This window comes from Curtobacterium sp. MCLR17_040, assembly GCF_003234735.1.
Classification (GTDB): domain Bacteria; phylum Actinomycetota; class Actinomycetes; order Actinomycetales; family Microbacteriaceae; genus Curtobacterium; species Curtobacterium flaccumfaciens.
In genome coordinates, this window is record NZ_QKTE01000005.1 from 55,074 (window position 1) to 79,621 (window position 24,548).

Genomic DNA, 24,548 nt, shown 5'->3' on the forward strand with positions numbered 1-24,548 from the left:
TGCGGACGCCGGGGACGCACCTGTGGAGAGAACGGATGCCGCCCCGACCGCGCGGTTGCCCGCGATCAGGCCGGGACGGCGCCGAGCGTCGCGACGGGCAGGCGCGGCTCGAGACGCTCGCGCCCGCTCAGGCCGTCGAGCTCGAGCAGGGCGGCGAACCCGATGGCCTGGTAGCCGGCGCGTTCGAGCAGCGTGATGGTGGCTGCGCCGGTCCCGCCGGTGGCCAGGACGTCGTCGACGACGAGCACCCGGGTGCCGGCCGGTAACTGACCGGGGCGCAGTTCGAGTTCGGCCTCGCCGTACTCCAGCGCGTACTGCTCGCTGAGGACCTCGCCGGGGAGCTTCCCCGCCTTGCGCACGGTGAGCACGCCGACCTGGTGCTGGGCGGCGATGCCCCCGGCCAGTGCGAAGCCGCGGGCCTCGATGCCGGCGACGGCGTCGAACCCGGCTCCGATCGCGAACGGTGCCGCGAGTGCTTCGCACACGCGGCCGAACGCGACGGCGTCCGAGAACACGGGCGTCACGTCACGGAAGAGCACCCCCGGCTTCGGGAAGTCCGGTACGAGGGCGGTGAGGCGTTCGACGAGTGCAGCTGCGGTTTCGGTCACCCGCCAACGGTACGGGAGGCCCGGGGTGCGTCCGACACGTCGGCGCACGGTGCGAGGGTGGTCGCCTCGTGCGGGGCCAACCGTTCGCGGCACGGTGCGGGTTCCGTCGGACGATTTGCCGAAGGTGGCTCGGTGCGAGGTTGTTTCCTCGCACCGAGCCGTTCAGTCCGCACGGGCTTCGGAACGACGCACCGTGCGTGCGTGACGCCGACGACAGCGCCGGCGCCGGCGCCCCAGCGCCGCGGGTCAGCGCCACATCCGCATGGCGGCGCCCTGGGTGATCCAGTCGGCCTCGCGCTGTTGGCGTTCCCGCTCGAGGCGGGCCAGTGTGGCGAGGTCGACCTCGGGCCGCTCCTTGCGGGTGCGTCGGCTCCAGATGATGAGCGACATCCCGACCCGGAGTGCGATGCGGTCGGCGAGTGAGACCCGGCGGCGCACCGCGCGGGTATCGGGTGGACGGGTGGTGGTCTTCGTGGACACGGTGTTCCCCTTCAGGGCACGGCAGAGCTGCCCGGGTGTCGGGCAGGACGAATCCGCCCGGGTTGCGGGCAGCAGGAATTGAATGCGTGAGAATGCACTCCGGGATGGTCCGGAAATGTTCGGACAACGATCGCGGAATGCTCGTCGACACCGAGAGCGTCGCACTGTCCACCGACATTCTTCCGGCGTCGTCCGCGCAGATCGGACGGCACGCATCAACGTGCCGTCGAGCCGCTCAGCGGATGAACGAACCGGTGCTGCGCGAGCCTGATCGGCTCAGCGCACGGTGCCCGGAGGCACAGGTGTCAGGAGAGTGGGACGCCCCGGGTCAGCGGACGCGGAACGGGGTACCGACGCGTCCACGGATTCCACGGAACGGAGTGGTTGCGGAGATCATCATGGTCGGCCCCCTTTCGGTCTCGAGCTGGCGGAGTCGTCCGGGTCGAATGTTCGACCGTTCGCGACGAGTGAACACTATCGGCACCGCAATTCGGAGCGCAACCCCTTTTCCGGAAAACATCCGGAATTGCATTCCCGAACAGGCTGATCACGGTGCGACGTTCGTGGTCTCGCGTCAACTTGCCGGCTGTGTGCGGAGTTCCCGTCGCACACCGGTGACGGGCCTCCCGGCTGCACCGTGCGTCGTCCGCGGGCCGGTGGCAGCCTGCGCGCTCGGTGCGGGATGGCAGGCGCGCACGGTGCGGGCAACCTCGCACCGCGTGACGGAGCACGCACGGCGCGCGGCGGCGGCGCGCAGCGCAACACCGCGGCGGTCCGCGCACGCCGAAGGCCCGGTACCGAGTCGGTACCGGGCCTTCGTGCGTGCGTGCGACCGGACTAGACCGCTGCGTGCTCCGCGACGCTCGCCGTCAGGGCATCGCCCTCGACGTCGATCCGCACGGTGTCACCCGCGGTGACCCCGCCCTCGACCACCAGGGTCGCGATGCGGTCGTCGACCTCGCGCTGGATGAGCCGACGGAGCGGGCGTGCGCCGTACTCCGGCTCGTACCCGTGCTCGGCGAGCCAGTCGACCGCCGCGTCGGACACCGACAGGAGCATGTCCTGGGCGACCAGCCGGAGCGCCGTGTCCTGCAGCAGCAGCGACACGATCGACGCGATCTGGGACCGGTCGAGCTTGCGGAACAGCACGATCTCGTCGATGCGGTTGATGAACTCGGGCCGCATCGCCTCGCGCAGCTTGCCCATGACGCGGGCCCGCAGGTCGTCTTCGGCGTAGCCGTCCGTCGCGCCGACCGGGGAGAACCCGAGCGCTCCCGAGCGGGAGGCGAGGAACTCCGCGCCGATGTTCGACGTCATGATGACGACCGTGTTCCGGAAGTCGACCGTCCGCCCCTGCCCGTCAGTGAGCCGGCCGTCGTCGAGCACCTGCAGCAGCAGGTTGAAGACGTCCGGGTGGGCCTTCTCGACCTCGTCGAGCAGGATCACCGAGTACGGGTTGCGGCGGACACGCTCGGTGAGCTGGCCGGCCTCGTCGTAGCCGACGTACCCGGGAGGGGCACCGACCAGGCGGGACACGGTGTGGCGTTCGCCGAACTCGCTCATGTCGAAGCGGAGCATGGCGGACTCGTCACCGAACAGCGACGACGCCAGGGCCTTCGCGAGTTCGGTCTTGCCGACACCCGTCGGGCCGAGGAACAGGAAACTGCCCACCGGACGACGCGGGTCGCCCATGCCGGTCCGGCTGCGCCGTACCGCCTTCGCGATCGCCCGCACGGCGTCGTCCTGGCCGACGACTCGGTCGTGCAGCTCGGACTCGAGCGCGGCGAGCCGCGTCTTGTCGGCCGAGCCGAGGCGGGTCACCGGGATCCCGGTGGCGCGGGACACCACGGCGGCGATGTCGGCCTCCGTGATCGACGTGTCCGCGGATTCCGGACTGGAGGGGCGGCTGGCGTCCGCCGACGAGGCGGCGGTGATCCGGGCCTCCAGTCCGACGATCTCGTCGCGCAGGTCGGACGCTTCCTCGTAGTGCTCCTCGGCGACCGCGCGGTCCTTGCGGGCCGTCAGGTCGGCGACCTGGGCACGCAGTGCCTCGACGTCGACGTCGCCCGACAGGGCGAGGCGGCGGCGTGCACCGGCCTGGTCGATGAGGTCGATGGCCTTGTCCGGCAGGTGCCGGTCGGTCACGTAGCGGTGCGAGAGCTCGACGGCGGCGCGGAGTGCCTCGGGCGTGTAGCCGACGCCGTGGTGCTCCTCGTAGCGCGGGGCGAGGCCGGTCAGGATCGCGACGGCGTCCTCGACGTTCGGCTCCCCCACCGTGACGGGCTGGAACCGGCGCTCGAGCGCGGCGTCCTTCTCGATCCGGCGGTACTCGTTGAGTGTCGTCGCGCCGACCAGGTGCAGGTCGCCGCGGGCGAGTCGGGGCTTGAGGATGTTGCCGGCGTCCATCGAGCCGCCCTCGCCGCCGCCACCGGCGCCGACGACGGTGTGGAGCTCGTCGACGAAGACGATGAGCTCGTCGGCGTGCGCCGCGATCTCGTCCATCGCCGTGGTGAGGCGCTCCTCGAAGTCGCCGCGGTAGCGGGTGCCGGAGAGCATGCCGGGCAGGTCGAGCGCGACGACCCGCTTGCCCTGCAGCAGGGCGGGGACGTCACCGTCGACGATGCGCTGGGCGAGGCCCTCGACGATCGCGGTCTTGCCGACGCCGGGCTCACCGATCAGCACCGGGTTGTTCTTGGTGCGACGGAGCAGGATCTCGACGGTCTGCTCGATCTCGTCGGCGCGGCCGATCACCGGGTCGACGTGTCCGTCACGGGCGCGCCCGGTGAGGTCGGTGCCGAACTGATCGAGCGTCGGGGTGTCGCTGTCGGAACCGGACTCGGCCGTTCCGATCGTCGCACCGGTTCCTGGCATGGGGAGCCCCTCTCGTGCTGCTGCCGCGGCCTGCTGGGCGTAGTCCTGCATGACCTGCGGGGTGATCCCGGCGCTGGCGAGCAGCTGGCCGGTCACGGTCTCCTGGTCCATCACGAGCGCGAAGAAGACGTGCTCGGGGTCGGTGTAGGTGCTGCCGAAGCCCCGCGCGGCCTGCGTCGCCTCGACGAGGATGCGCTGGGCGGTGCCGGTCAGTGCCGGGCGGCCGGTCTGCTCGGCCAGCGGCTCGTGCGCCATCGGCAGGCGCTGCTCGATCTCCTCGGCGAGTCGCTGGGGGTCGACCCCGGCGGAACGCACGACGGCGTCGAACGGTTCGGTGCGGACGAGCACGTGCAGGATGTGCAGTGCGTCGATCTCGCGCTGCCCCTGCGCGACCGCGTACTCGGCGGTGTGCTGGAGCAGCTCGTGGGTCCGGCGGCTGAGCAGCCGGGTGATGTCGACCGGTCGACCGAACGCGCGGACGCGCTGCTGGTCACCGGTGCGCTGTGCCGCGAGCAGGCGGGCGAGGAACTCGTCGAACGAGTCGTTGCTACCGGTCGGGCCGAACGTCTCTGGCAAAGGGACCTCCTGGGGAACTTGAGTGCCTTCGACTCAATGCAACGCAGGAGGGTCCGGGTCATTCCCGGGTGCCGAAAAAACTTGCGGCGACTCGACTCAGGTCCGCGCGATGGGTGCGGCGACCGCCTCGGTGATCCGTGCGAGGTCGGTCGGTGCCACCTCGACGTCGAATCCGCGACGTCCGCCGGACACGAAGATGCTCGCGTACGACAGCGCCGACTCGTCGAGCACGGTGCGGAGCCGGGTCTTCTGGCCGACCGGGCTGATCCCGCCGACCACGTAGCCCGTGCGCTTCTCGGCGAGGGCGGGATCGGCCAGCGTCGCCTTCTTGCCCCCGACGGCTGCGGCGATCGCCTTGAGGTCGAGCCGGTTCGCCACCGGCACGATCGCGACGGCGAGGGTGCCGTCGACGGAGACGACGAGGGTCTTGAAGACCTGCTCCTCGCGCAGCCCGAGGGCGGCGGCCGCCTCTTCTCCGAAGTTGGTGGCGCTCTCGTGGTGCTCGTACACGTGTGGCGTGTACGAGACCCCGGCCGCCTCGAGCGCGACGGTCGCTGGGGTGCTCGGCGAACCTGCGGTCATGCCGTGATCCTCCCCCGCCGCACCTTCCGGTCCTCGACGGCACGCGGGCGTTACGCTGAACGGACCATGACCGCCGTCCTGCTGCTGCTCCGCGCCACCGCCGCGCTGGTGCTCGGCGACCCGGCCGCCGGGGTGCTGCCCCTGCTGGCCGTGGCGGCACTCGGGCTGACCGCGGTCGCCGTGACCGTCGTCGTCGCCCGGCTGCTCGTCGCGGTGCTGGCAGCCGTCCTCGGGGTCGGATCGGCGTCCGTGTCGGACCGGTCGGCGGTACCCGACCTGGTCACCCGGATCGGGTGGAGCCACCCCGACGCCGACGGCCACGTCCGCTCACGGGCACCGGGGGTCGCGACCCCGGCCTGACCACCGACCGGTGGCCGGGCCGCTCGCGCACCTCGCTGACCCACCACCGATCGGAACCGTCATGGACCTGTCCACCCTGCCCCTCGTCGGCCCGCTGCTGCACGGCGGCGCGGACCTCGTCACCGCCCTCACCGCGGCGCTCTCCCCCGTCGCCGGCTCGTTCGCCGCGGCGATCGCCGTCGTGCTCCTCACCCTGGCCGTCCGCCTGGTGCTCGTCCCGCTGTCCGTGCTGCAGGTGCGGGCCGAGCGGGACCGCCGGCGCCTCGCACCACAGCTCGCGGCGCTCCGGAAGCGCCACGGCCGCGACACCCAGCGGCTGCAGCGAGCAGTGCAGCAGCTGTACACCGACGAGAAGGTCTCGCCGCTGGCCGGCTGCCTGCCCGTCCTGGCGCAGGCACCCGTCGTGTCGCTCGTCTCCGCCCTGTTCACGCACGCCTCGATCGGCGGCACCACGAACGCCCTGCTGGAGGCGACGCTCGTCGGGGTCCCGCTCGGCCACTCGCTCGTCGTCACCCTGACGTCGCCGCTGTGGGTGCACGCCTGGGTGGTGCTGGTCCTGCTGGCGGTGCTCGCGGTCGTCGTCGAGCTCAGCCGCCGGTCGAACGCGCACTGGAACCCGGTGCCGGCACCGGAGCCGGGCGTCCACGGCGCCGCCGCGACCGCCGCCGTGGGTCGGTACGTGCCGTTCATCACGGTCGTCTTCGCGGCGATCGCACCGCTCGCCGCCGCGCTCTACGTCGTGACGAGTGCGGCCTGGACGTACGGCGAACGCGCCGTGCTGCGCCGGGTGGTCCGTTAGCCGCCCTGGCCCTCCTGCTGCGGTCCCTGGTCGACCGGGTCGTACTCGGTGCCGCGGCCCTGCTCCTCGTCGGCGGTCGGCACGTGGCGTTCCGTGCCGGCACCGCCGGGGCTGGTCGCGACGTAGTCGGCCTCGCCGGACTGGGTGTCGTGGCTCAGCGGCTCGAGGGTCTCGGCGTCGGCGTCGTGCTGCGGCATGGGGTCGGTGCTCATGCACCACGCCTACTCCCTCGTTCTGGGTGCGCGCGCACGGCTGTGCGGTGCCACGATGGACCTGTCCACGCGACCGGCAGAGCGGGAGTGCGCATGGCCCACGACGACGTGGCAGCGGAACGGGCACGGCTCGAGGCCGTCGCCTGGGGAGCAGGATCGAGCCCGGCGGACGCGGCGCGCGCCCGGATCGCACTGCAGGACCTGGAACGCGGACGACGGCCCCGCACACGTGCGGTCGCGACGGCACGGGATCCGCTGCCGGGAGGCCCGGGTCCAGTCCGGACGTCCGTCCCGTCCGTGACGCGGTCGGGTCCAGGGCCCGTGCCCGTTGACGCGGTGCCCGTGTCCTTCCCCGCCAGCGCGGCGGCGGTGCCTGCCGGAGCCGACGTGTCGGAGGTGACCGACGGCGGTGGAGGCGACCACGCCGACGACGCGCGGGGCGGCGGCGGGGACGAGCCGGGCCTCCAGGCCGAGCCGACCGGACGGACCCGGTGGCGGCGGTGGTTGTGGACGGAGCGACCACGCGCCTGGATCGCGGGCGGCGCGGCTGCGGCGGTGGGCGTCGCGTTCGCCACCGGGACGCTCGTCGGGACCGCGCGACCGGACGTCGCCGCAGCGCCGAGCGTCACGCCGACAGCGGGGACGATCACGCTCGAACAGCTGCTCGACGTCCCGCAGACGTACGCCGACCAGTTGCCGGGGCCGGTCGCTGCGCCGGTGAGCCTGCACACGACGCGACTGGTCTTCACGAACCGGGCGCTCGACGGCGGGACCGCCGAGACCCCCTGGAACGTCTGGGCCGGGATCGGGACGGACCGGTCGACGATCTGCCTGGTGGCGACGGCGGACCGCATCGAGTCGTCGACGGCGTGCTTCCCGCGGCAGGCGGCGCTGCACGGATCGGTGTCCATGTCGGCGCAGTCCAGGAGCGGCACGTTGACGATCGAGCTGCGCGGCGGCGGGGTCCAGGGCCGGGTGACGAACGAGTACTGAGCGGGCGATCAGTACCTGAGTGTTTCGTTGGAGCGCTCCGATGTATTTGCTGGATGCCCTCGCGAGAGTCGTTCCATCGTGCAACACTGGATGAGCGCACTCGTCGTGGAGTCGTACCCACATCATCCACATCCGCCAGCGAGCGCGCCCCGCAGACCCTCCCGGTCACCGCCGTCAGAACGATCGGCATCGTCGCGCGCTCCACCGTGCCTCGGAGGAGGTCAGCAGCGTGTCCACCAACACCACCACCTCGGCCGTGTCGACCCACACGCGGCCGATCACCGTCACCAGCCAGTCGATCGTCGGCATCGCCGTGCTCGGACTGGCCACGTTCTTCGCCATCACCACCGAGCTCATGCCCGTCGGGCTGCTCGGCACGATGAGCGCCGACCTCGGCGTGACCGAGGCCACCATGGGCATCGTCATCACCGTGTACGCCGCGGCCGTCGCGCTCCTCGCGCTGCCGCTCACCGCGTTCACCGCGAAGCTGCCCCGCAAGACCGTGCTCGTCGCCACGCTCGTCGGCTACACCGTGTCGAACCTGATGGTCGCGCTCGCGCCGTCGTTCGCCGTGGTCTGCGCCGGACGCGTCGTCGGCGGCATCGCGCACGCACTGTTCTTCTCGGTCGCCTCGGCGTACGCCACCCGGATCGTCCCGCCGCGGCTGGCGGGACGGGCGATCGCGTTCGTGTACTCGGGCAGCTCGCTCGGGTTCGTGCTCGGTGTGCCCGTCGCGACCTGGGTGGCGCAGCACATCGGCTGGCGCCAGGCCGTGTTCTCCGTCGGTGTCGCCGCAGCGGCACTCGCGGTCGTCGCCCTGTTGTTCCTGCCCGCCGTCCGCGGTGCCTCGTCGCCGCACATCGGGTCGCCGAAGGCCTGGGCGCGCACCGGGCTGCTGTCCGTCGTGATCGCCGACATGCTGTTGTTCGGCGGGCACTACGTCGTCTACACCTACATCGGGCCGTACGCGATCGACGCCGGGCTCGACGCCGGCATGGTCAGCGGGGCGCTGCTCGTGCTCGGTGGCACCGGTGTCGTCGGGCTCTGGCTCGCCGGCATGTTCGTCGACCGTGCGCCCCGGCAGACGCTGATCGCCTCGGTCGCCGTGATGGCCGTGGCCTTCGCGACGATGCCGTTCGTGCACGGCTCCCTGATCGGGACGATGGTCGTCGCCGGGGTCTGGATGGCCGCGAACGGCACGACCGGCACGCTCTTCATGGCCGCGGCGATCCGTGCCGGTGGCGTCTCCCCCGACATCGCCGGCGCGCTGGTCAACGGCGCGTCGAACATCGGCATCGCCGGTGGCGCGGCGTTCGGCGGGCAGGCGCTCGGGATCGTCGGGCTGCAGTACCTGCCGTTCGCCGGTGCCGCGGTGCTGGTCGGGGCGCTCGGGGTCGTCGTGCTGGCGCGCCGCGGGTTCCCGGTGCACTCGCACACGCAGGAGCACCTGTCGACCTCGTCCATCGAGGCGATCACGTCGTCGCTCGCGGTCGTCACCACGTCGGTGCCGGTCGTCGGGCGGGCGATCCAGACGGTCACGGGGTCGATCGGTGTCGTCACGGGTTCGGTGCGGCGGCCGCGGACGCGGTAGGGGCGGGCGCGGGGCGGGGCCGCGGGGGCTTGGCCCCGAGTGGTCACGACATGCCGTTGGTGGGGCGTCGGGGTCGCTCGAACTGTCGTCTGGCGGGTCGGCGGGCGACGGTTTCTGACCCCTCGGCGGACGCGGGCGGCGTGTTGTGCGACTGCCGCGGAGGCGGAAAGCCCGGCCTCGAGTGGTCACGACATGCCGTTGGTCGGGCGTCGAGGTCGCACGAACTGTCGTCTGACGGGTCGGCGGGCGACGGTTCGTGGCCCCTCGGCTGACGCGTGCGACGTGTCGTGCGGCTGCGGGGACGCGCGCGGTGCCCGGGCCTCGAGTGGTCACGACATGCCGTTGGTGGGGCGTCGGGGTCGCTCGAACTGTCGTCTGACGGGTCGGCGGGCGACGGTTCGTGGCCCCTCGGCGGCCGCGGGCGGCGTGTTGTGCGACCGCGACCGCTGCGGCCGCCACCACCGCGGCCGCAGCCCGGTCAGTCCTGCAAGTGGTCCGTGCGGCGGCGGTTGCGCACCGCGCGGTAGGTCAGCAGCGCCGCACCGAGCAGCACGAGCACCCCGGCGGCGATGAGCCCCGGCCCGAGGTCCGCCCCCGTGTACGCCAACGGTCCACCGTCCCCCGCGTCGCCCTGGCCCGACACCGGTGCCGAGCCTGAGCCGGCAGCGGGGCCGGTCGGAGCCGCCGAAGGAGAGCCACTCGGCGACGGCGACGGCGACGGAGCAGGAGCCGGCGCCGGACCCGCCGCGGCCCGCACCACGAACGCCAGCGGTGTCGCGGCCCCGGACTCCGGGGTGACGACGGTCGCCGTCTCGGCCCCCTCGACGTCGACCGAGACGACGTACTCCGTCGTGGGCTCCAGGCCGGTCAGGTCGAACGCACCGTCGTCGTCCGTGACGACCGACACGGGATCGCCGGACTGCGGGTCGGTCGGAGTCGCGACGACCTCGACGTCCGGAACGGGTTCGCCGTTCGTGTCGACGACCGTGCCCGGCTGGTCGGTCGTGACCTCGGCGGCGGGGGTGGCGGAGGCGAACGGCAGGTCGGACGCAGCACGCTCGCCGGCGACGGCCGTCACACCGGTGTTCGAGGTCGCCCCGGTCGCCCCCGGCTCCGGTCGTTCGGTCCGCACGGTGTACGTGCCGGCCGCGGTGGCGAAGACGTAGCGACCGTCCGCGTCGGTCTCCGTCGATGCGACCACGGCGCCCGTGCCGTCGAGGAGCTCGACCACCGCGCCGGCGGGCACAGGTGCACCGTCGAGCGAGACCACACCCGCGACCGTCGCGACGACGGCGGCCGGCACGTCGATCTCGTCGGGGACTGCCGGTGCCGCGTCGACGTCGCCGGTCGTGATGGTCACGGGCGGCTCGTCGGCGACGGAGACGTCGAGGTCGGTGTCCGCCGGCAGGTCGGAGCCGGTGTAGACGCCGTCGCTGTTCGTCGTGGTGTCGACGAGGACGTCCCCGGAGTCCGGGTCGGTGATGACGACCTCGAGGTTCGAGACCGGTCGGCCGTCCTCGTCGACCACGGTGCCGATGACCGACACGGTGTCCTCCGGCGACGTGAACGCGAAGTCGGCCTGCTGGTCCACGCCGCCCGGTGAGCCTGCCTGGGCGAGGGAGACCCTCGTGGGCTGGTCAGGACCCTCGGCGCCGTCCGGCGGGGTGATCTCGACGCGGTAGTTCGCGATGACCGGCAGCTGCGGGAACGCGTAGGTGCCGTCGGGGTTGGTCGTCGTCGTGTAGACGGTGCCGCGCGGAGCGGTGACGCGGACGATCGCCCCGGGGATGGGTGCTCCGTCGAGGGTCGCTGTGCCGGTGATCGCGGCGGTGCGGTTGGCGAACCAGGTCTGGTACACCGGGAACCCGCTGCGCTGCTGGTACGTGATCGTCAGGCTGGTGAGCGACACGGTCGGCGTGAACCAGGCCGTGGCACCGGCGGTGTCGACCGCACCGGTGTTGCCCGTCAGGGTCCGGGTGGCCGGGTCCCAGGTGGGCCGGTCCTGCCCGGTCGTGCCGTCGGGGTCGGCGGTGCACGACGGCCCTCCGGCGACGGCGGCCGAGCACGAGTTGTAGGAGCTCACGTAGCCGATCTGCTCCGCGGTCGCGGCACCGCCCCCGGAGACGGTGGCCGAGATGGTCGCCCGATCGGCGTCGACGTCGCCGAGCACGAACGACCAGCTCTGGGCACCCGGCGTCGGCTCGGCGAACGTGTAGGTGGTCGTCGAGGCGCCGGTCGTGGGCGAGTCGACGTTCGGCCGCTGGTTCATGTAGGTCTTGCCGCGGCTCGTCCCGTAGACCGCGCCCGACGGGGTCGACGCCGACTGCCAGGTCGATGCCCCGCTGACGACGGTCGACTGCCGGGAGTCCGACGTGAAGGTCGTCTCGGGGAACCCGGCGAGCGTCATCGTGCCGGTGTAGGCCCGGCTCGCTCCGCTGAGGGTGAAGGTCCCCCAGTTGCCGACCGGCTCCGCCGACGCACTCGTCGCGCCGCCGATCGCGAGTCCTGCTCCGAGTGCCAGGGCCGTCAGCCCAGCCGTGACCGCGCGCCAGCGCCGCATGTGTACTCCCCTGCTGTGGCGCCGGAGAACCCGACACCCCCTCAGACTATCCAGCGGGCGCGGCTCGTGTCCGGTGTCCGACACAGCCGAGAAGGTCTCGCCGAGTGGTCACGACCTGCCGCGTGCCGGTCGCCGGGTGGCCGAGAAGTGTCGGCTGGAGGGCCGCCGGACGACAGTTCGTGACCCCTCGATGAAAATGATCGGCGCGTCAGGAACCGCCAGCACCCCAACCGCGCGCCACGAGGGCGTCGAGCGCAGCGACCTGCCCGGCCACCACCAGCTCCCGCGCCTCGTCGAGGCCGACCCACCGCGCGTCGTCCACCTCGGGTACCTCGACGAACCGCCCCGACCCGCGCGGCAGCTCGAGCCGCACGGTGTTGCTGCGCACGGTGTCGACCGAGAACCCCGACGCCCGTGCGGCGAAGACCCGCACCCGCTTGCCCGACGCCTGCCGGAACTCCCCCAGGTCGGTCAGGTCGGCGGCGGTCACCGGGGCGGGCACGCCGATCTCCTCGGCGAACTCGCGCAGCGCGGTGCCGAGCGGCTCCTCGCTCGCCTCGACCAGCCCCTTCGGGATCGACCAGGCACGCGGCCGGCTCCGCCAGAACGGCCCGCCCATGTGCGCGAGGAAGACCTCGGGCCCGGACGGACCGGTCCGGTGCAGCAACAGTCCGGCGCTCACGACCACGTCCCGAGGCTACGCAGACCCGGCCGGGAGGCCCGGATCACCACACACACGCCGCGCACCACCCGACGTGCCCGGTTCCACCGCCGGTTCCCCACGTCCGCGCCGGGAGTACCCTGTGGCGCACGGAGCGCCGTGTGACGCCCCCGGAGGACCTGCGATGGAGGAGGCCGATCGGGATGGACGAACGATGGACGACGGTGACGCTGGCCGCGGACGCCGCGATGCCGCACGACGAGGCGCTGCGGTGGATCGCCGCCCGCGCGGACAGCGGGATCGAGCGGATCCGGATCATCGGTGCCGACCCGGCGATCGAGGGCCCCGGACCGGTCGCCGACCGCCTGGCCGAGGCCGCTCGTGCCGCCCTGCCCGGAGTGACCGTCGAGGTGCACCGGCACGCGGGGCCGTTCGCCACCGCCCTGGTCGAGGAGTCCGACGGCGGTGACCTCCTGGTGATCGGGACCTTCCGGAGCCGACGGGGTTCGACCGCCGGCGGCGACCCGGCGCGGGTCGCGGTCCGCGCGGCCGTGCCGACCGTGATCGTCCCCGAGGGTCCGCACCCGATCGACGGCGACGTGGTGCTGGCCGTCGAGGAACCCATCGACGAACGGGCCGTCTCGATCGCCGTCGCCGAGGCCGTCCGGCTGCACCGACGACTGACGCTGCTCCGGGCGTGGGAGATGCCCGTGCTGACCCGGACCGGGCTCACCGACTTCGCCGAGGATCCCCTGCGGTGGCGCGCCCGGAACGCCGAACTGCTGCAGCGGGTCACCGAGGACCTGACCGCGCGGTTCCCGGCGGTGCGGATCCGGCCGCTGCTCGTGGAGGGGCACCCGGGGCACGCCATCGCCTCGCGCACCCGGCGGGCGTCGCTCGTGGTGCTCGGACGGGGGCACGTGCGGGTGCTGTCCGGCGCACTGCTCCACGACGTCGTCCGTGAGACGGCGGCTCCGGTGTGCGTCGTCCCTCCGGCGGCGCACACGGACAGCGCGGGGTCCGGACGGGTCAGCCGGCGAGTTCCCGGATCGCGTCGGCCATCTGGTCGGTGAGGTACGCGACACCGCGGCCGTTCGGGTGCAGGGCGCCGGCCGCGAGGTCGATGCGTCGCAGGTCGCTCGAGCCGGTCAGGCTGACGCCGGCGACGTAGCGCTCGTCCGCCGGGGCGCAGGCCGAGTGGGCCTCGGTTCGTTCGAGGACGTCGACGAACCGCACCCCGGCGGCGTCGGCGGCGGATGCGGACACGGCGTCGAGCTCCTCCTGGACGCCGTGGAGGTACGCCACGTCGTCGTCGGTGAAGGGGAAGGTGTCGGAGGGGAACGATCCCGCGAGCGTGCCGAGGTCGAGCGCCGAGCGGAAGCAGCCCTTCGCCGGGGTGTGCTCAGCGTCCGGGAAGATCGCCGGGTACCCGAGGAACACGACGACGGCGTTCGGGGCGGCCCGTTGCACCGCTGCGAGGGTGTCGGCGATCCCGAGCGCGACCCGCGACTGGATCTTGACGCTGAGCTGGTCCTCACCGTCCTGCACGAGCGTGCTCTCGCACGACGGCGCGTCACGTCCGGAGAACACCGGGCCGTCGGCCGAGATCGCCAGGCACGACGCGGCGGTGCCGAACAGGTCCGCGTCGTTGCCGCCGATCGTCAGGGTCACGAGCCGGGTGCGCGACGACAGCGACTCGATCTGCGGGGGGACGCCCGTGAACTGGTGTCCGGTCGTGACGTCCTCGCTGGTGGCGCCCGCGCACGTGACGTCGGTCAGGTCGAGGCCGAACCGCGCCGCGAGCCGGTGCGGGTAGTCACGGGCCGACTGCACGCACGCGCTCGTGGGCAGCCGGGTCCGATCGCCGAGGCCGTAGCCGGCGGAGTACGAGTCACCGAGGGCGACGTACTCGCTGCCGGGCGGGAGGTCGGCGAGCGATTCGGTGGGGTCGTCCGGCACCGGGTAGGGCTGCGGGACGGGCCACATCGGCGCGGCCGACGCGGGTTCCACCGGCCCCGGTGCCGCGACCCCGGCCACCACCAGCCCGACGACTGCGACCGCCGCCAGGGCGGCGAGCAGCGTCGTACGGGCGGTGCGGAGCAGTTGCGGCCTCCGGGCGGGTGCGGCGGATCGGTCGGTCGGGTGCGGTCGGTCGGGTGGGGTCGGTCGGGTGGGGCGGGACGGGCTCAGCGGCGTCCGAGTCGGCGTTCGCCACCGCTGCCGGTGCGGTACTCCAGCCCGTAGTGCTGGAACAGCTCGGGCTCGGTCGCGGCGTCGAGCTCGCCGTCGGTCGAGATCGACGGGGCGTCCTTGACGAGCTTCTTCGGGAACGTCACGCGCAGGTGCTTCGGGGCGACGGTGGCGCCGAACAGCGGGACGAAGACGAGCTTCTGGAACCCGACCATGCCGGTGGTCAGGGCACCGAACGCCGGCTCGGACGTGGCGGTGTCGTAGTAGATGCTCTCGAGCGTGCCGACCTTGTCGTCGGCCTCGTCGACGACCGGCAGACCGATCCAGTCACGGATGTTCGCGGCTTCGAACACGAAGGACTCCCTCCGAGCATCCGGCAGGTCCGGGTGGCTCTCGGTCGACGCTACCGCCCGGCTGCCTGAGCGGTCACCCGGAGCCGGTCCACCGCGCCGAGCACGTCGTCCGCGGTCACGGCCAGGATCGCCGGGTCCGGGTCCTCGGCGAAGACGTCGCCGCGACGGACCGAGGCGTCGGTGAGCACGATGTGCGGACCGGTCGACGGCGGGCCCCACGCCTCGGGCGGGGCCGGGCCGAACAGCACGACCGACGGCACCCCGTACGCGGTCGCCAGGTGCGCAGCGCCGGTGTCCACCGTGACGACGAGCCGCGCCGCGGCGATCACCGCGGCGAAGGCCTGCAGGTCCAGGGTGCCGGCCAGGACCGCCTCCGGCGCCAGGCCGGCCGCGTCGGCGACGGCACGGGCGCGCACGACGTCGTCCGAGCCTCCTGTCAGGACCACGTCGGCACCGCGCGCACGCAGTCCGCGCACCACGTGGGCGAAGCGGTCCGTCGGCCAGTGCCGCGCACCGTGGAAGGCACCCACGTGCACGACGGCCGCGTCGGCGACCACCGGCGGCTCGGCGGGGCGGTCGATGTGCACCTCGGTGGCGTCCGCCTGGATGCCGTGCCACGTGAGCAGGTCCGCCCAGCGGTCGCGCTCGTGCACGTCGTCCGGCCACTCCGGGCCCTCGTAGTCGTGGGTCGGGTCGGCGTGCCCGATGACCCGGCGCGGGGCGAGCGCGGCGACGAGGTCCGAGGACTCCGGGCCGGCGCCGTGCAGGTTGACGGCGATGTCGACGGCACCGTGCGGCACCGCGATCGGGTGGTCGAGACCGTGCTGGGCCAGGTGGACGTCCACCGCCGGCACGAGTTCGACGACCGGCGCCAGCCACGCCGTGGTGGCCAGGGTGATGCGGTGGTCGGGGAACGCGCGGCGGAGCGCGTGCAGTGCGGGGACGGCGACGAGCAGGTCGCCGAGCTTGATGGCACGGAGGACGAGCAGTTCCGGGCGTCCGTCGGGGTCGGGCAGGTTCTCGAGGGCGGTCACCGCCGCGACGGTAGACCCGACACGCTGACGGTCCTGCCGGGACCGCGCTCCGCGGCTCTTCCTGGGGCGGTCCCCGGCCGTGGACCGGTAGTCACGGAGCATGGCCCTCGCACCGGACCGCGTCATCCGCGGCCTGCTCCTCGACCGCGACGACACCCTCGTGGTGGACGTCCCGTACAACGCCGACCCGCACCTGGTCGTCCCCGTCCCCGGTGCCCGCCGCGCCGTCGACCGGGCGCGTGCCGCCGGGTTGCAGCTCGGCGTCGTCACGAACCAGTCGGTGATCGCGAAGGGCATGGCCACGCGCGAACAGGTCGACGCCACCAACGCCCGGGTCGACGAGCTCGTCGGCCCGTTCGACGTGTGGTGCGTCTGCCCGCACGACGCCGGCGACGACTGCGCCTGCCGGAAGCCCCGGCCCGGGATGGTCCTCGACGCCGCCGAGCGGCTCGGCATCCCGCCGGAGTCGATCGTCGTCGTCGGTGACATCGGCGCCGACGTGCAGGCCGCGCGGAACGCCGGCGCGCAGGGGATCCTCGTGCCCACCCCGCGCACCCGCCGTCAGGAGATCGACGAGGCCGACACCGTCGCCGCGGACCTGGACGAGGCCGTCACCCTGGTGCTCGAGCACGTCGGCAGCGTGGCGGACCGGGCGTGAACGCCGGTCGGCGCGTCCTCGTCGCCCGACTCGACTCCTTCGGCGACGTCCTGGTCGCCGGCCCCGCGGTCCGCGCGGTCGCCGCCGGTGCCGCGCACGTGACGATGCTGTGCGGACCGCAGGGGGCGCCGGCCGCCGACCTGCTGCCCGGCATCGACCGGGTGCGGGTGTGGGCGGCACCGTGGGTCACCGAGACCGCACGCCCGATCGACGACGCCCTGCTCGCCGAGTTCCGCGCGCTGGTCGCCGAGGAACAGCCCGACGAGGCCGTCGTCCTGACGTCCTTCCACCAGTCGCCCCTGCCCCTCGCGCTGCTCCTGCGCCTGGCCGGGGTCCCCCGGGTCTCCGGGGCCTCGGTCGACCACCCCGGGTCACTGCTCGACGTGCGGCTGCGCCCCGGCGAGGACCTGCCCGAGGACCTCCCCGAGCCCGAGCGCGCGCTGCGGATCGCCGAGGCGGCCGGGTTCCGGCTGCCGCCGGACGACGACGGGAGGCTCGCGGTGCGCCACGACGCCGTCCCGCCCCCGCCCGTGGCCGGCCTCGACCGCTACGTCGTCGTCCACCCCGGAGCCAGCGTCCCGGCACGGTCGTGGCCGGAGTCCCACCACCGTGCGCTCGTCGCCGCCTACGCCGAGCGCGGCGTCCCCGTCGTCGTCACCGGCTCCCCCGGCGAACGCGCGCTGACCGCCGCCGTGGCGGGCGACACCGGCATCGACCTCGGCGGCCGCACCAGCCCCGCCGAACTCGCGGCCGTCCTCGCCGGAGCCGAGGTCGTCGTCGTCGGGAACACCGGTCCGGCCCACCTCGCCGCGGCCGTCGGGGCACCCATCGTGAGTCTGTTCTCGCCGGTCGTCCCCGCCGTGAAGTGGGCGCCGTACGCCCCGCTCGTCGAACTGCTCGGCGACCAGGCCGCACCGTGCCGGCTCAGCCGCGCTCGCGAGTGCCCGGTCCCCGGCCACCCGTGCCTGTCCGGAGTGCGCATCGCGGACGTCCTGGAGGCCCACGAGCGGCTCCTCGACCGCGTTTCGCGGACTGATCGGAGAAGTCTGCGGGGCGGCCCAGAAGGCGCTGCGTAGCGTGCGCCACTGCTTCTCCTGCTCCTTCTCCTGCTGCTCCGGCGGCGGTGGGGAGCGACCCCATCGACACCGACCGGAAGGCCCTGCATGCGGATCCTCGTGTGGCACGTGCACGGCGGCTGGATGGACGCCTTCGTCCGCGGCCAGCACGAGTACCTCATCCCGACCACCCCGGCGCGCGACGCCTGGGGACTCGGCCGCGGCGGGCGCGCCTGGCCGGACTCCGCGATCGAGATCGACCCGGCCGACGTCGCCGAAGCCGAGGTCGACGTGGTCGTCCTGCAGCGCACCGAGGAGCTCGAGGAAGCCCGTCGTCTGCTCGGTGGCCGTGACGTCCCGATCGTCTTCGTGGAGCACAACTCCCCCCGGGTCGACGTGCCGAACAGCCTGCACCCGATGCGCGACCGCGACGACCTGACGATCGCGCACGTGACGCACTGGAACGCCCTGATGTGGGACTGCGGGACCACCCGGACCACCGTCGTCGAGCACGGCGTCGTCGACCCCGGCCCGCTGTACACCGGTGCGCTCGAACGCCTCGGCGTCGTCATCAACGAACCCGTCCGGCGCAACCGTGTCGTCGGCACCGACCTGCTCCCCCGCTTCGCCGAGGTCGCCCCGGTCGACGTCTGGGGCATCGGCAGCGAACGGCTGCCGGAGCTCGGATTCGGCGACCGCGTGGTCGCGCAGGGCGACGTCAAGGCCGACCCCATGCACGCGGCGCTGGCCGAACGGCGGGCCTACGTGCACCCGAACCGCTGGACCTCGCTCGGCCTGTCGCTCATCGAGTCGATGCACATGGCCATGCCGGTCCTGGTGCTCGCGACGACGGACGCGGCCCGCACGGTCCCGGGTGAGGCCGGGGGGATCGCGACCGACGTCGAGGAGCTGGTGCGGGCCTCCAGGCTGCTGCTGGAGGACCCGGACGAGGCGCGCCGACGGGGGCTCGTGGCGCGTGAGGCCGTGCTCGCACGGCACGCGCTCGGTCGGTTCCTGGCCGACTGGGACGACCTGCTCGACGACGCCGTCGCGCGCGGTGCGCGACGGAACCGTGCGGCGGGAGCCGCGCTCGAAGGGAGCCTGCGATGAAGATCGCCATGGTGTCCGAGCACGCGAGTCCGCTCGCCGTGCTCGGCGGGGTCGACGCCGGTGGGCAGAACGTCCACGTCGCCGAACTGTCCGGTGCACTGGCCGACCGCGGCCACCACGTGACCGTCTACACGCGGCGCGACGACGCGTCGCAGCCCGTCCGCGTGCCCCTGCGCCCCGGTGTGGACGTCGTGCACGTCGACGCCGGTCCCGCGCGTGCCGTGCCGAAGGACGAGCTGTTCCCGTTCATGGGGACGTTCGCGTCGGTGCTCGCCGCCGAGTGGTTCCTCGACCGCCCCGACGTGGTGCACGCGCACTTCTGGATGTCGGGCCACGCCGCCCTCGACGCGGTGACGCAGGTGCAGGCCCGGACCGGTGGGGTGCGGATCCCGGTGGTGCAGACCTTCCACGCCCTGGGTGTCGTGAAGCGCCGGCACCAGGGTGCCGCGGACACCAGCCCGGCCGAGCGCGAGTGGGTCGAACCCGCCGTCGGTCGGAGCGTCGACCAGGTCGTCGCGACCTGCTCGGACGAGGCCTTCGAGCTCAAGGCCCTCGGTGTCCCGCTGCACCGCATCTCGGTGGTGCCGTGCGGCGTCGACGTGTCGCTCTTCCGTCCGGACGGCCCCGTCGAGCAGCGCGACCGTCCGCTCCGGGTGCTCACCGCCTCACGACTCGTGCAGCGGAAGGGCGTCGGGACGACCATCGCCGCACTCGCCGCGCTGGTCGAACAGGGCCGCGACGTCGAACTCGTCGTCGTGGGCGGTGCCGGTGTCGCCGGTGCCGACCTGGTGGACGACCCCGAGTACCAGCGCCTCGACGCACTCGCCCGGTCGCTCGGCGTGCGCGACCACGTGACGTTCCGCGGGCAGCTCGGGCAGCACGACATGCCCGCCGTCTACCGCAGCGCCGACGTCGTCGTCTGCGCTCCCTGGTACGAGCCGTTCGGCATCGTGCCGCTCGAGGCGATGGCCTGCGGCCGCCCGGTGGTCGCGTCGAGCGTCGGCGGGCTCATCGACACCGTCGTCGAGGACGCCACCGGCCTGCACGTGCCGCCGCGCGACGAGACCGCGGTCGCCGAGGCCGTCGGCGCACTGCTCGACGACCCGGAGCGCCGCGAGGCGTACGGCCGAGCCGGTCGACAGCGCGCCGAGTCCCGCTACACGTGGCAGAAGGTCGCGGCCGACAGCGAGCGCGTCTACGAGCGCCTGCTCGCCGGCACGACCTCGTCCGCCAGCACCACCGGGCCCGCTGCCGGCCGCTCGCGCACCACCCACGCCGGCCGGGTCACCCGCGCCGCGCAGTCGACGGAGAGGACCGCACGATGACCATCGACCAGCAGACCGGGATCGAGGACCGCGCCGTCACGGACAGCGCCCGCGTCGTCGTCGACCACGTCGCGGCGTCGGTCCCCGTGATCGCCTCCCTCGTCGACCACCGGGACCACATCGCCGAGTGGGCGGACGACATCGCCGGGCGGCTCGTCGCCGGACGTCGGCTGCTCGCCGCGGGCAACGGCGGCTCGGCTGCCGAGGCGCAGCACCTGACGTCCGAGCTCACCGGCCGCTTCGAGGGCGACCGGCCCGCGTACTCGGCCATCTCGCTGCACGCCGAGACCTCTGCCGTGACCGCCATCGGGAACGACTACGGCTACGACCAGGTGTTCGCACGGCAGGTGTCGGCGCACGCCCGTGCCGGTGACGTCCTCGTGCTGCTGTCGACGAGCGGCAAGAGCCCGAACCTGCTGCGGGCCGCCGAGGCCGCACGTGCCGTGGGCGCCCGCTCCCTCGCGCTGACCGGCTCCGGACCGAACCCGCTCGCCGACCTGGTCGACGACGCGATCTGCATCGAGGGGCCGTCCGCCAACGTGCAGGAGGCGCAGCTCGTCCTGGTGCACGCGCTCTGCAAGGCCATGGAGCCGACGCTGCGTCGCGGGGGCCGTCGATGAGCGGGCTCGCTGCAGTCGCACCGCGTTCCGGTGCCGCCGGTGGCCGTGCCGCCGGACCGCGCTTCCGCATCGCCGTCGTCGGGGACACCCTGCTCGACGTCGACGTGTCCGGCACGAGCGAGCGCCTGAGCCCGGATGCCCCCGTCCCCGTGGTGGACGTCGCCACCGACGACCGCCGTGCCGGTGGTGCCGGGCTCGTCGCGACCATGCTCGCCCGCGACGGCCACGACGTCACCCTGGTCACCGTCCTGAGCGACGACGGCCGTGCCCAGGAGATCCGCGACCTGCTCCCCGACGTCACGATCGTCGCCGGACCCTCCGGCGTCCCCACCCCTGTGAAGACCCGCGTGCGCGTCGTCGACCACGCCCTCGTCCGGATCGACGAGGGCTGCGCGACCCCGCCCGTGCCCGGTGCCACCGACGCGATGACCGCAGCCCTCGACGGCGTCGACGCGATCGTCGTCGCCGACTACGGCCGCGGGGTCGCCGCTGCCCCGGCACTCCGTGACGCCCTCACCCGTGCGGCCGAGCGCCTGCCGGTGGTCTGGGACCCGCACCCCAAGGGCGCCGCCCCCGTCCCCGGCACCACCGTCGCCACCCCGAACGCTGCCGAGGCGCGACGCTTCACCGACGTCGAGGGACACGGTGTGCCCTTCGCGACCGTCGCCGCCGCCCGGCTCGTCGAGCAGTGGCAGGCCGGCGCCGTCGCCGTGACGATGGGTGACCGCGGGGCGCTGCTCGCCGACGCCCAGGGCGACAGCCGCTTCGTGCCGGCTCCGTCCGTCAGCGCCGGGGACCCCTGCGGTGCCGGCGACCGTCTCGCCGCGGGCGTCGCCGTCGCCCTGGCGTCCGGCGCGGACGTCCCCGACGCCGTCTCCGCCGGCGTGGTCGCCGCGTCCGAGTACCTGGCCGCCGGTGGTGTCACCGCGCTCTTCGCCGACGACGGTCCCGCGCCGCTCGCCGTGCCCGGGGCCGACCGGGACGCCATGCGCCTGGTGCACGGCGTCCGGAGCGCCGGCGGCACCGTCGTCGCGACCGGAGGGTGCTTCGACCTGCTGCACGCCGGGCACGCCCGCACCCTGTCGGCCGCCCGTGCGCTCGGCGACTGCCTGGTCGTGTGCCTCAACTCGGACTCGTCGGTGCGCGCTCTGAAGGGCCCCGACCGCCCGATCATGACCCAGGACGACCGGGTCGAGCTGCTCCTGGCACTCGACTGCGTCGACGCCGTCGTGGTGTTCGACGAGTCCACCCCCGACGAGGCCCTGCGCCGCTTCCGCCCGGACGTCTGGGCGAAGGGCGGCGACTACACCGCGAGCGAACTGCCCGAGACGGCGACCCTCGCCGAGTGGGGTGGCCGCGTCGTCACCGTGCCGTTCCACCCGGGCCGCTCGACCACCCGGCTCGCCGCCGCGATCGAACGCGTCGGCTGAGCGTCCGCTCGCCGTCCCACACCAGCTCGACCACTCCCGCTCCACTACGCAAAGGACATCCATGCCCGTCCCCACCACCCCCATCGGCCGCGTCCTCGTCACCGGCGGCGCCTCCGGACTCGGCGCCGCCGTCGTGGCCGCCGTCACCGAGGCCGGCGGCACCCCGATCGTCCTCGACCTGCGGATCGACGCCGTCCCCGAGGGCGTCGACGCCGTCGCCGTGGACGTCTCGGACACCGACGCCGTCGAGCAGGCGGTCCGTGACGCCGCCGAGCGGCACGGCGGCCTCGACGCCGTCGTCACCGCCGCCGGCATCGACACCCCCGCCCCGATCGACGCGATCTCGTCCGGCAAGTGGGAGCAGATCGTCGGCGTCAACCTGATCGGCACCGCCTCGACCGTGCGCGCCGCCCTGCCCGCCCTCGAGGCCACGCACGGCCGCGTCGTCACGATCTCGTCGTCGCTCGCCCTGCGCGGCGTCGGCGACGGCACCGCGTACTCGGCGTCGAAGTTCGGCGTCCGAGGCTTCTCGCAGGCGCTGGCCGCCGAGACCGCCGGTCGCATCGGCGTGACCAACATCATCCCCGCCGGGATGCGGACGAACTTCTTCGCCGACCGGACCGAGCAGTACAAGCCGGGCCCGGACGCGCAGCTCATCGAGCCGGAGTACGTCGCGAACTCGATCATCTTCGCGCTGTCGCAGCCGGCCGGCTGCGAGATCCGCGAGCTGTCGATCATGCCGGCGACGGAGCCGAGCTGGCCGTAGCCGCTCGCCGCTGACGGACGGGAGGCGCGGTGCCGGCTGGCACCGCGCCTCCCGTGTGTCCGCGTGCCGGGTCCCGTGCACGGTGCGCGGTGCGTCGCCTGGTGCAGCGTTGACGGCTGGGTGCGCGCTTGCAGCGCCGCACGCAGCGGGCAACCGCGCACGGGGTGACGGCGTGCGCACGGTGCGGCCGGGAGGCGCGTTGCGGGCTGGCAGCGGGCCTCCCGTCCGGCGTCCGGTCGCGTTCCGTGCACGGTGCGCGATGCGTCGCCTGGTGCAGCGTTGACGGCTGGGTGCGCGCTTGCAGCGCCGCACGCAGCGGTCAACCGCGCACTGGGTGACGGCGTGCGCACGGTGCGGCCGGGAGGCGCGTTGCGGGCTGACAGCGGGCCTCCCGTCCGGCGTCCGGTCGCGTTCCGTGCACGGTGCGCGGTGCGTCGCCTCGTGCAGCGTTGACTGCTGGGTGTGCGCTTGCAGCGCCGCACGCAGCGGTGTACCGCGCACGGGGTGACGGTGCGCGCACGGTGACCGAAGCTCGCACGGTGCGAGGCTCGTCAGAGCGTGCGGAGCAGGTCCTCGACGTCGGCGAGGACGGCCTCCGGCTCGACCTGGTCCACGTAGGACGGGTCGTGCTCGCACCGCTCGGCGGTCCAGCCGACCTGGGTGACGTCGGTGCCGCACACCGGGCACTGCGTCACGAAGGACAGGTGCACGCGGTGCCGACCACGGTCGAACGGCCCGGCGTTGATCACGTTGCCGAACCAGAACACCCCGACGGTCGGGGTGCCGACGGCGACGGCGAGGTGCCGTGGGCCGGAGTCGTCGCCGACCATGACGTCGGCGGCGGCGAGGACGTCGGGGAGTTCGCGCAGCGGCAGTGACCCGGTGAGGTCGTGCACGCGCTCCCGGAGCTCGGGCGGCAGCGACGCGACGATGGCGGACGACGCCGGCACGTCCGAGTCGTCACCCACGAGCACCACGTCGTCCCCCGAGGCGAGCCGGGCACGGGCGACCTCGGCGAAGCGCGAGGGGCTCCAGCGGCGACGCGGGTCGGTGGCGCCGGGGTGGATCGCGACGAGTCGTCCCCGCGCGCCGAGGCGCTGTCGGACCCCGGCCCGCGCGGCCTCGGGGACGTGCAGTCGGGGGTCGAGGGTGACCGGTTCGGCGCCGGCGAGCGAGGCCACCTCGAGCGCCCGGACGACCTCGTGCTGGTAGTAGACGTAGCGGACCCAGCGCTCCAGGACCTCGGCGTCCTCGGTGGCGGTGCCCACGGTGTGACGGGCGCCGAGCCGGAGCAGGAACGGGTTCGAGTTCCGGCCGCCGCCGTGCACCTGCACCGCGAGGTCGAAGCGCCCGTGCAGCCGCTCGAAGAAGTCCTGCTCGGTCGGTGCGCCCTCGCCGGAGTCCCGGACCCCGGGCACGACGGGGAGCTCCTCGTAGGCGTGCACGGCCTCGCTCCGGCCCTCGAGCACCGGCCGCGCTGACGGTGCCCCGAGCAGCGTGATCCGGGCTCCTGGGTACGCGGCGGCCAGGGCCTCGACCGCCGGGAGAGCGAACATCAGGTCGCCCAGTCCCCCGCCGCGGAGCACCGCGATCTCGCTGACCCCGTCGAACCGTTCTCCGCCCACACCGATCTGTTGCACAGCTCCACGTCTACCGGTCGGACCCGTCCGGACGCCCAGCAGCGCCCCCGGATGGACGAGAAGCGCGATGCCGT

Annotated in this window: 23 protein-coding genes; 12 read left to right on the forward strand and 11 right to left on the reverse strand. The window is 73.7% G+C overall.

Annotated features, from left to right (window positions below; genetic code table 11):
• Positions 1-65: 65 nt before the first annotated feature.
• From DEJ01_RS06450 to ybaK, 4 genes are all read right to left on the reverse strand, one after another.
• Complete coding sequence (locus DEJ01_RS06450; protein WP_111092525.1) at positions 66-608, reverse strand: adenine phosphoribosyltransferase; 543 nt, start codon at positions 606-608, stop codon at positions 66-68.
• Between the two features lie 246 nt (positions 609-854).
• Complete coding sequence (locus DEJ01_RS06455) at positions 855-1,088, reverse strand: hypothetical protein (RefSeq protein WP_146238520.1); 234 nt, start codon at positions 1,086-1,088, stop codon at positions 855-857.
• An 837-nt stretch (positions 1,089-1,925) separates the two neighbouring features.
• Positions 1,926-4,535: an ATP-dependent Clp protease ATP-binding subunit gene (locus DEJ01_RS06460; RefSeq protein WP_111092526.1), complete on the reverse strand. Its 2,610-nt coding sequence runs from the start codon at positions 4,533-4,535 to the stop codon at positions 1,926-1,928.
• A gap of 96 nt (positions 4,536-4,631) precedes the next feature.
• Entirely contained in the window at positions 4,632-5,117 is a 486-nt protein-coding gene (gene ybaK, locus DEJ01_RS06465) for a Cys-tRNA(Pro) deacylase (protein WP_111030089.1), read from the reverse strand.
• A 66-nt stretch (positions 5,118-5,183) separates the two neighbouring features.
• Between ybaK and DEJ01_RS06470 the strand changes: the two genes are divergently transcribed.
• Entirely contained in the window at positions 5,184-5,477 is a 294-nt protein-coding gene (locus tag DEJ01_RS06470) for a hypothetical protein (RefSeq protein ID WP_110863747.1), read from the forward strand.
• 61 nt (positions 5,478-5,538) lie between these two features.
• On the forward strand, positions 5,539-6,276 hold the full coding sequence (locus tag DEJ01_RS06475; protein WP_111092527.1) for a membrane protein insertase YidC: 738 nt from the start codon (positions 5,539-5,541) through the stop codon (positions 6,274-6,276).
• Here the strand turns inward: DEJ01_RS06475 and DEJ01_RS06480 are convergent.
• Positions 6,273-6,488, reverse strand: coding sequence for a hypothetical protein (locus DEJ01_RS06480; RefSeq protein WP_027465592.1), 216 nt, complete (start codon positions 6,486-6,488; stop codon positions 6,273-6,275). The genes DEJ01_RS06475 and DEJ01_RS06480 overlap by 4 nt on opposite strands.
• Before the next feature lie 342 nt (positions 6,489-6,830).
• Here DEJ01_RS06480 and DEJ01_RS06485 point away from each other — a divergent pair, with 342 nt between their 5' ends.
• Together DEJ01_RS06485 and DEJ01_RS06490 are read left to right on the forward strand one after the other, a co-directional pair.
• On the forward strand, positions 6,831-7,481 hold the full coding sequence (locus DEJ01_RS06485) for a hypothetical protein (protein WP_146247568.1): 651 nt from the start codon (positions 6,831-6,833) through the stop codon (positions 7,479-7,481).
• A 229-nt stretch (positions 7,482-7,710) separates the two neighbouring features.
• The gene (locus DEJ01_RS06490) at positions 7,711-9,072 is read left to right on the forward strand and encodes an MFS transporter (RefSeq protein ID WP_111092529.1); all 1,362 of its coding nucleotides are present in this window, start codon (positions 7,711-7,713) and stop codon (positions 9,070-9,072) included.
• 478 nt (positions 9,073-9,550) lie between these two features.
• Here DEJ01_RS06490 and DEJ01_RS06495 read toward each other — a convergent pair whose 3' ends face one another.
• Positions 9,551-11,632, reverse strand: a complete 2,082-nt coding sequence (locus tag DEJ01_RS06495; protein WP_111092530.1) for a collagen binding domain-containing protein — start codon at positions 11,630-11,632, stop codon at positions 9,551-9,553.
• A 208-nt stretch (positions 11,633-11,840) separates the two neighbouring features.
• Positions 11,841-12,320, reverse strand: coding sequence for an NUDIX domain-containing protein (locus DEJ01_RS06500; RefSeq protein WP_111092531.1), 480 nt, complete (start codon positions 12,318-12,320; stop codon positions 11,841-11,843).
• Between the two features lie 176 nt (positions 12,321-12,496).
• Between DEJ01_RS06500 and DEJ01_RS06505 the strand changes: the two genes are divergently transcribed.
• Positions 12,497-13,366 carry a universal stress protein gene (locus DEJ01_RS06505; protein WP_111030082.1) on the forward strand — a complete coding sequence of 290 codons (870 nt, stop codon included), beginning with the start codon at positions 12,497-12,499 and terminating at the stop codon, positions 13,364-13,366.
• Here DEJ01_RS06505 and DEJ01_RS06510 read toward each other — a convergent pair.
• From DEJ01_RS06510 to DEJ01_RS06520, 3 genes are all read right to left on the reverse strand, one after another.
• On the reverse strand, positions 13,323-14,279 hold the full coding sequence (locus tag DEJ01_RS06510; protein WP_181438373.1) for an SGNH/GDSL hydrolase family protein: 957 nt from the start codon (positions 14,277-14,279) through the stop codon (positions 13,323-13,325). The two genes, DEJ01_RS06505 and DEJ01_RS06510, sit on opposite strands and share 44 nt — an antisense overlap.
• A 200-nt stretch (positions 14,280-14,479) precedes the next feature.
• Positions 14,480-14,836, reverse strand: a complete 357-nt coding sequence (locus DEJ01_RS06515; RefSeq protein WP_027465587.1) for a PRC-barrel domain-containing protein — start codon at positions 14,834-14,836, stop codon at positions 14,480-14,482.
• 50 nt (positions 14,837-14,886) lie between these two features.
• On the reverse strand, positions 14,887-15,870 hold the full coding sequence (locus DEJ01_RS06520; protein ID WP_111092533.1) for a glycosyltransferase family 9 protein: 984 nt from the start codon (positions 15,868-15,870) through the stop codon (positions 14,887-14,889).
• Positions 15,871-15,970: 100 nt separating this feature from the next.
• Here DEJ01_RS06520 and DEJ01_RS06525 point away from each other — a divergent pair, with 100 nt between their 5' ends.
• The 7 genes from DEJ01_RS06525 to DEJ01_RS06555 all read left to right on the forward strand — a co-directional run bounded on the left by DEJ01_RS06525 (position 15,971) and on the right by DEJ01_RS06555 (position 22,834).
• Positions 15,971-16,528: an HAD-IIIA family hydrolase gene (locus DEJ01_RS06525; RefSeq protein WP_111039325.1), complete on the forward strand. Its 558-nt coding sequence runs from the start codon at positions 15,971-15,973 to the stop codon at positions 16,526-16,528.
• Positions 16,525-17,604 (forward strand): glycosyltransferase family 9 protein, encoded by a 1,080-nt coding sequence (locus tag DEJ01_RS06530; protein ID WP_111092534.1) that lies wholly within the window; start codon positions 16,525-16,527, stop codon positions 17,602-17,604. The genes DEJ01_RS06525 and DEJ01_RS06530 overlap by 4 nt, the downstream gene beginning before the upstream one ends.
• 87 nt (positions 17,605-17,691) lie before the next feature.
• Positions 17,692-18,693, forward strand: a complete 1,002-nt coding sequence (locus DEJ01_RS06535) for a glycosyltransferase (RefSeq protein ID WP_111092535.1) — start codon at positions 17,692-17,694, stop codon at positions 18,691-18,693.
• Positions 18,690-20,018 (forward strand): glycosyltransferase, encoded by a 1,329-nt coding sequence (locus DEJ01_RS06540; protein ID WP_111022893.1) that lies wholly within the window; start codon positions 18,690-18,692, stop codon positions 20,016-20,018. The genes DEJ01_RS06535 and DEJ01_RS06540 overlap by 4 nt, the downstream gene beginning before the upstream one ends.
• Complete coding sequence (locus DEJ01_RS06545) at positions 20,015-20,638, forward strand: SIS domain-containing protein (RefSeq protein ID WP_110863760.1); 624 nt, start codon at positions 20,015-20,017, stop codon at positions 20,636-20,638. The genes DEJ01_RS06540 and DEJ01_RS06545 overlap by 4 nt, the downstream gene beginning before the upstream one ends.
• Positions 20,635-22,068: a PfkB family carbohydrate kinase gene (locus DEJ01_RS06550; protein ID WP_258375655.1), complete on the forward strand. Its 1,434-nt coding sequence runs from the start codon at positions 20,635-20,637 to the stop codon at positions 22,066-22,068. The genes DEJ01_RS06545 and DEJ01_RS06550 overlap by 4 nt, the downstream gene beginning before the upstream one ends.
• Positions 22,069-22,129: 61 nt before the next feature.
• A complete protein-coding gene (locus DEJ01_RS06555) occupies positions 22,130-22,834 on the forward strand; it encodes an SDR family oxidoreductase (protein ID WP_027465581.1) in 705 nt (234 codons plus the stop codon).
• A gap of 551 nt (positions 22,835-23,385) precedes the next feature.
• Here the strand turns inward: DEJ01_RS06555 and DEJ01_RS06560 are convergent.
• Positions 23,386-24,474 carry a glycosyltransferase family 9 protein gene (locus tag DEJ01_RS06560; RefSeq protein WP_111092536.1) on the reverse strand — a complete coding sequence of 363 codons (1,089 nt, stop codon included), beginning with the start codon at positions 24,472-24,474 and terminating at the stop codon, positions 23,386-23,388.
• Between the last annotated feature and the right edge of the window lie 74 nt (positions 24,475-24,548).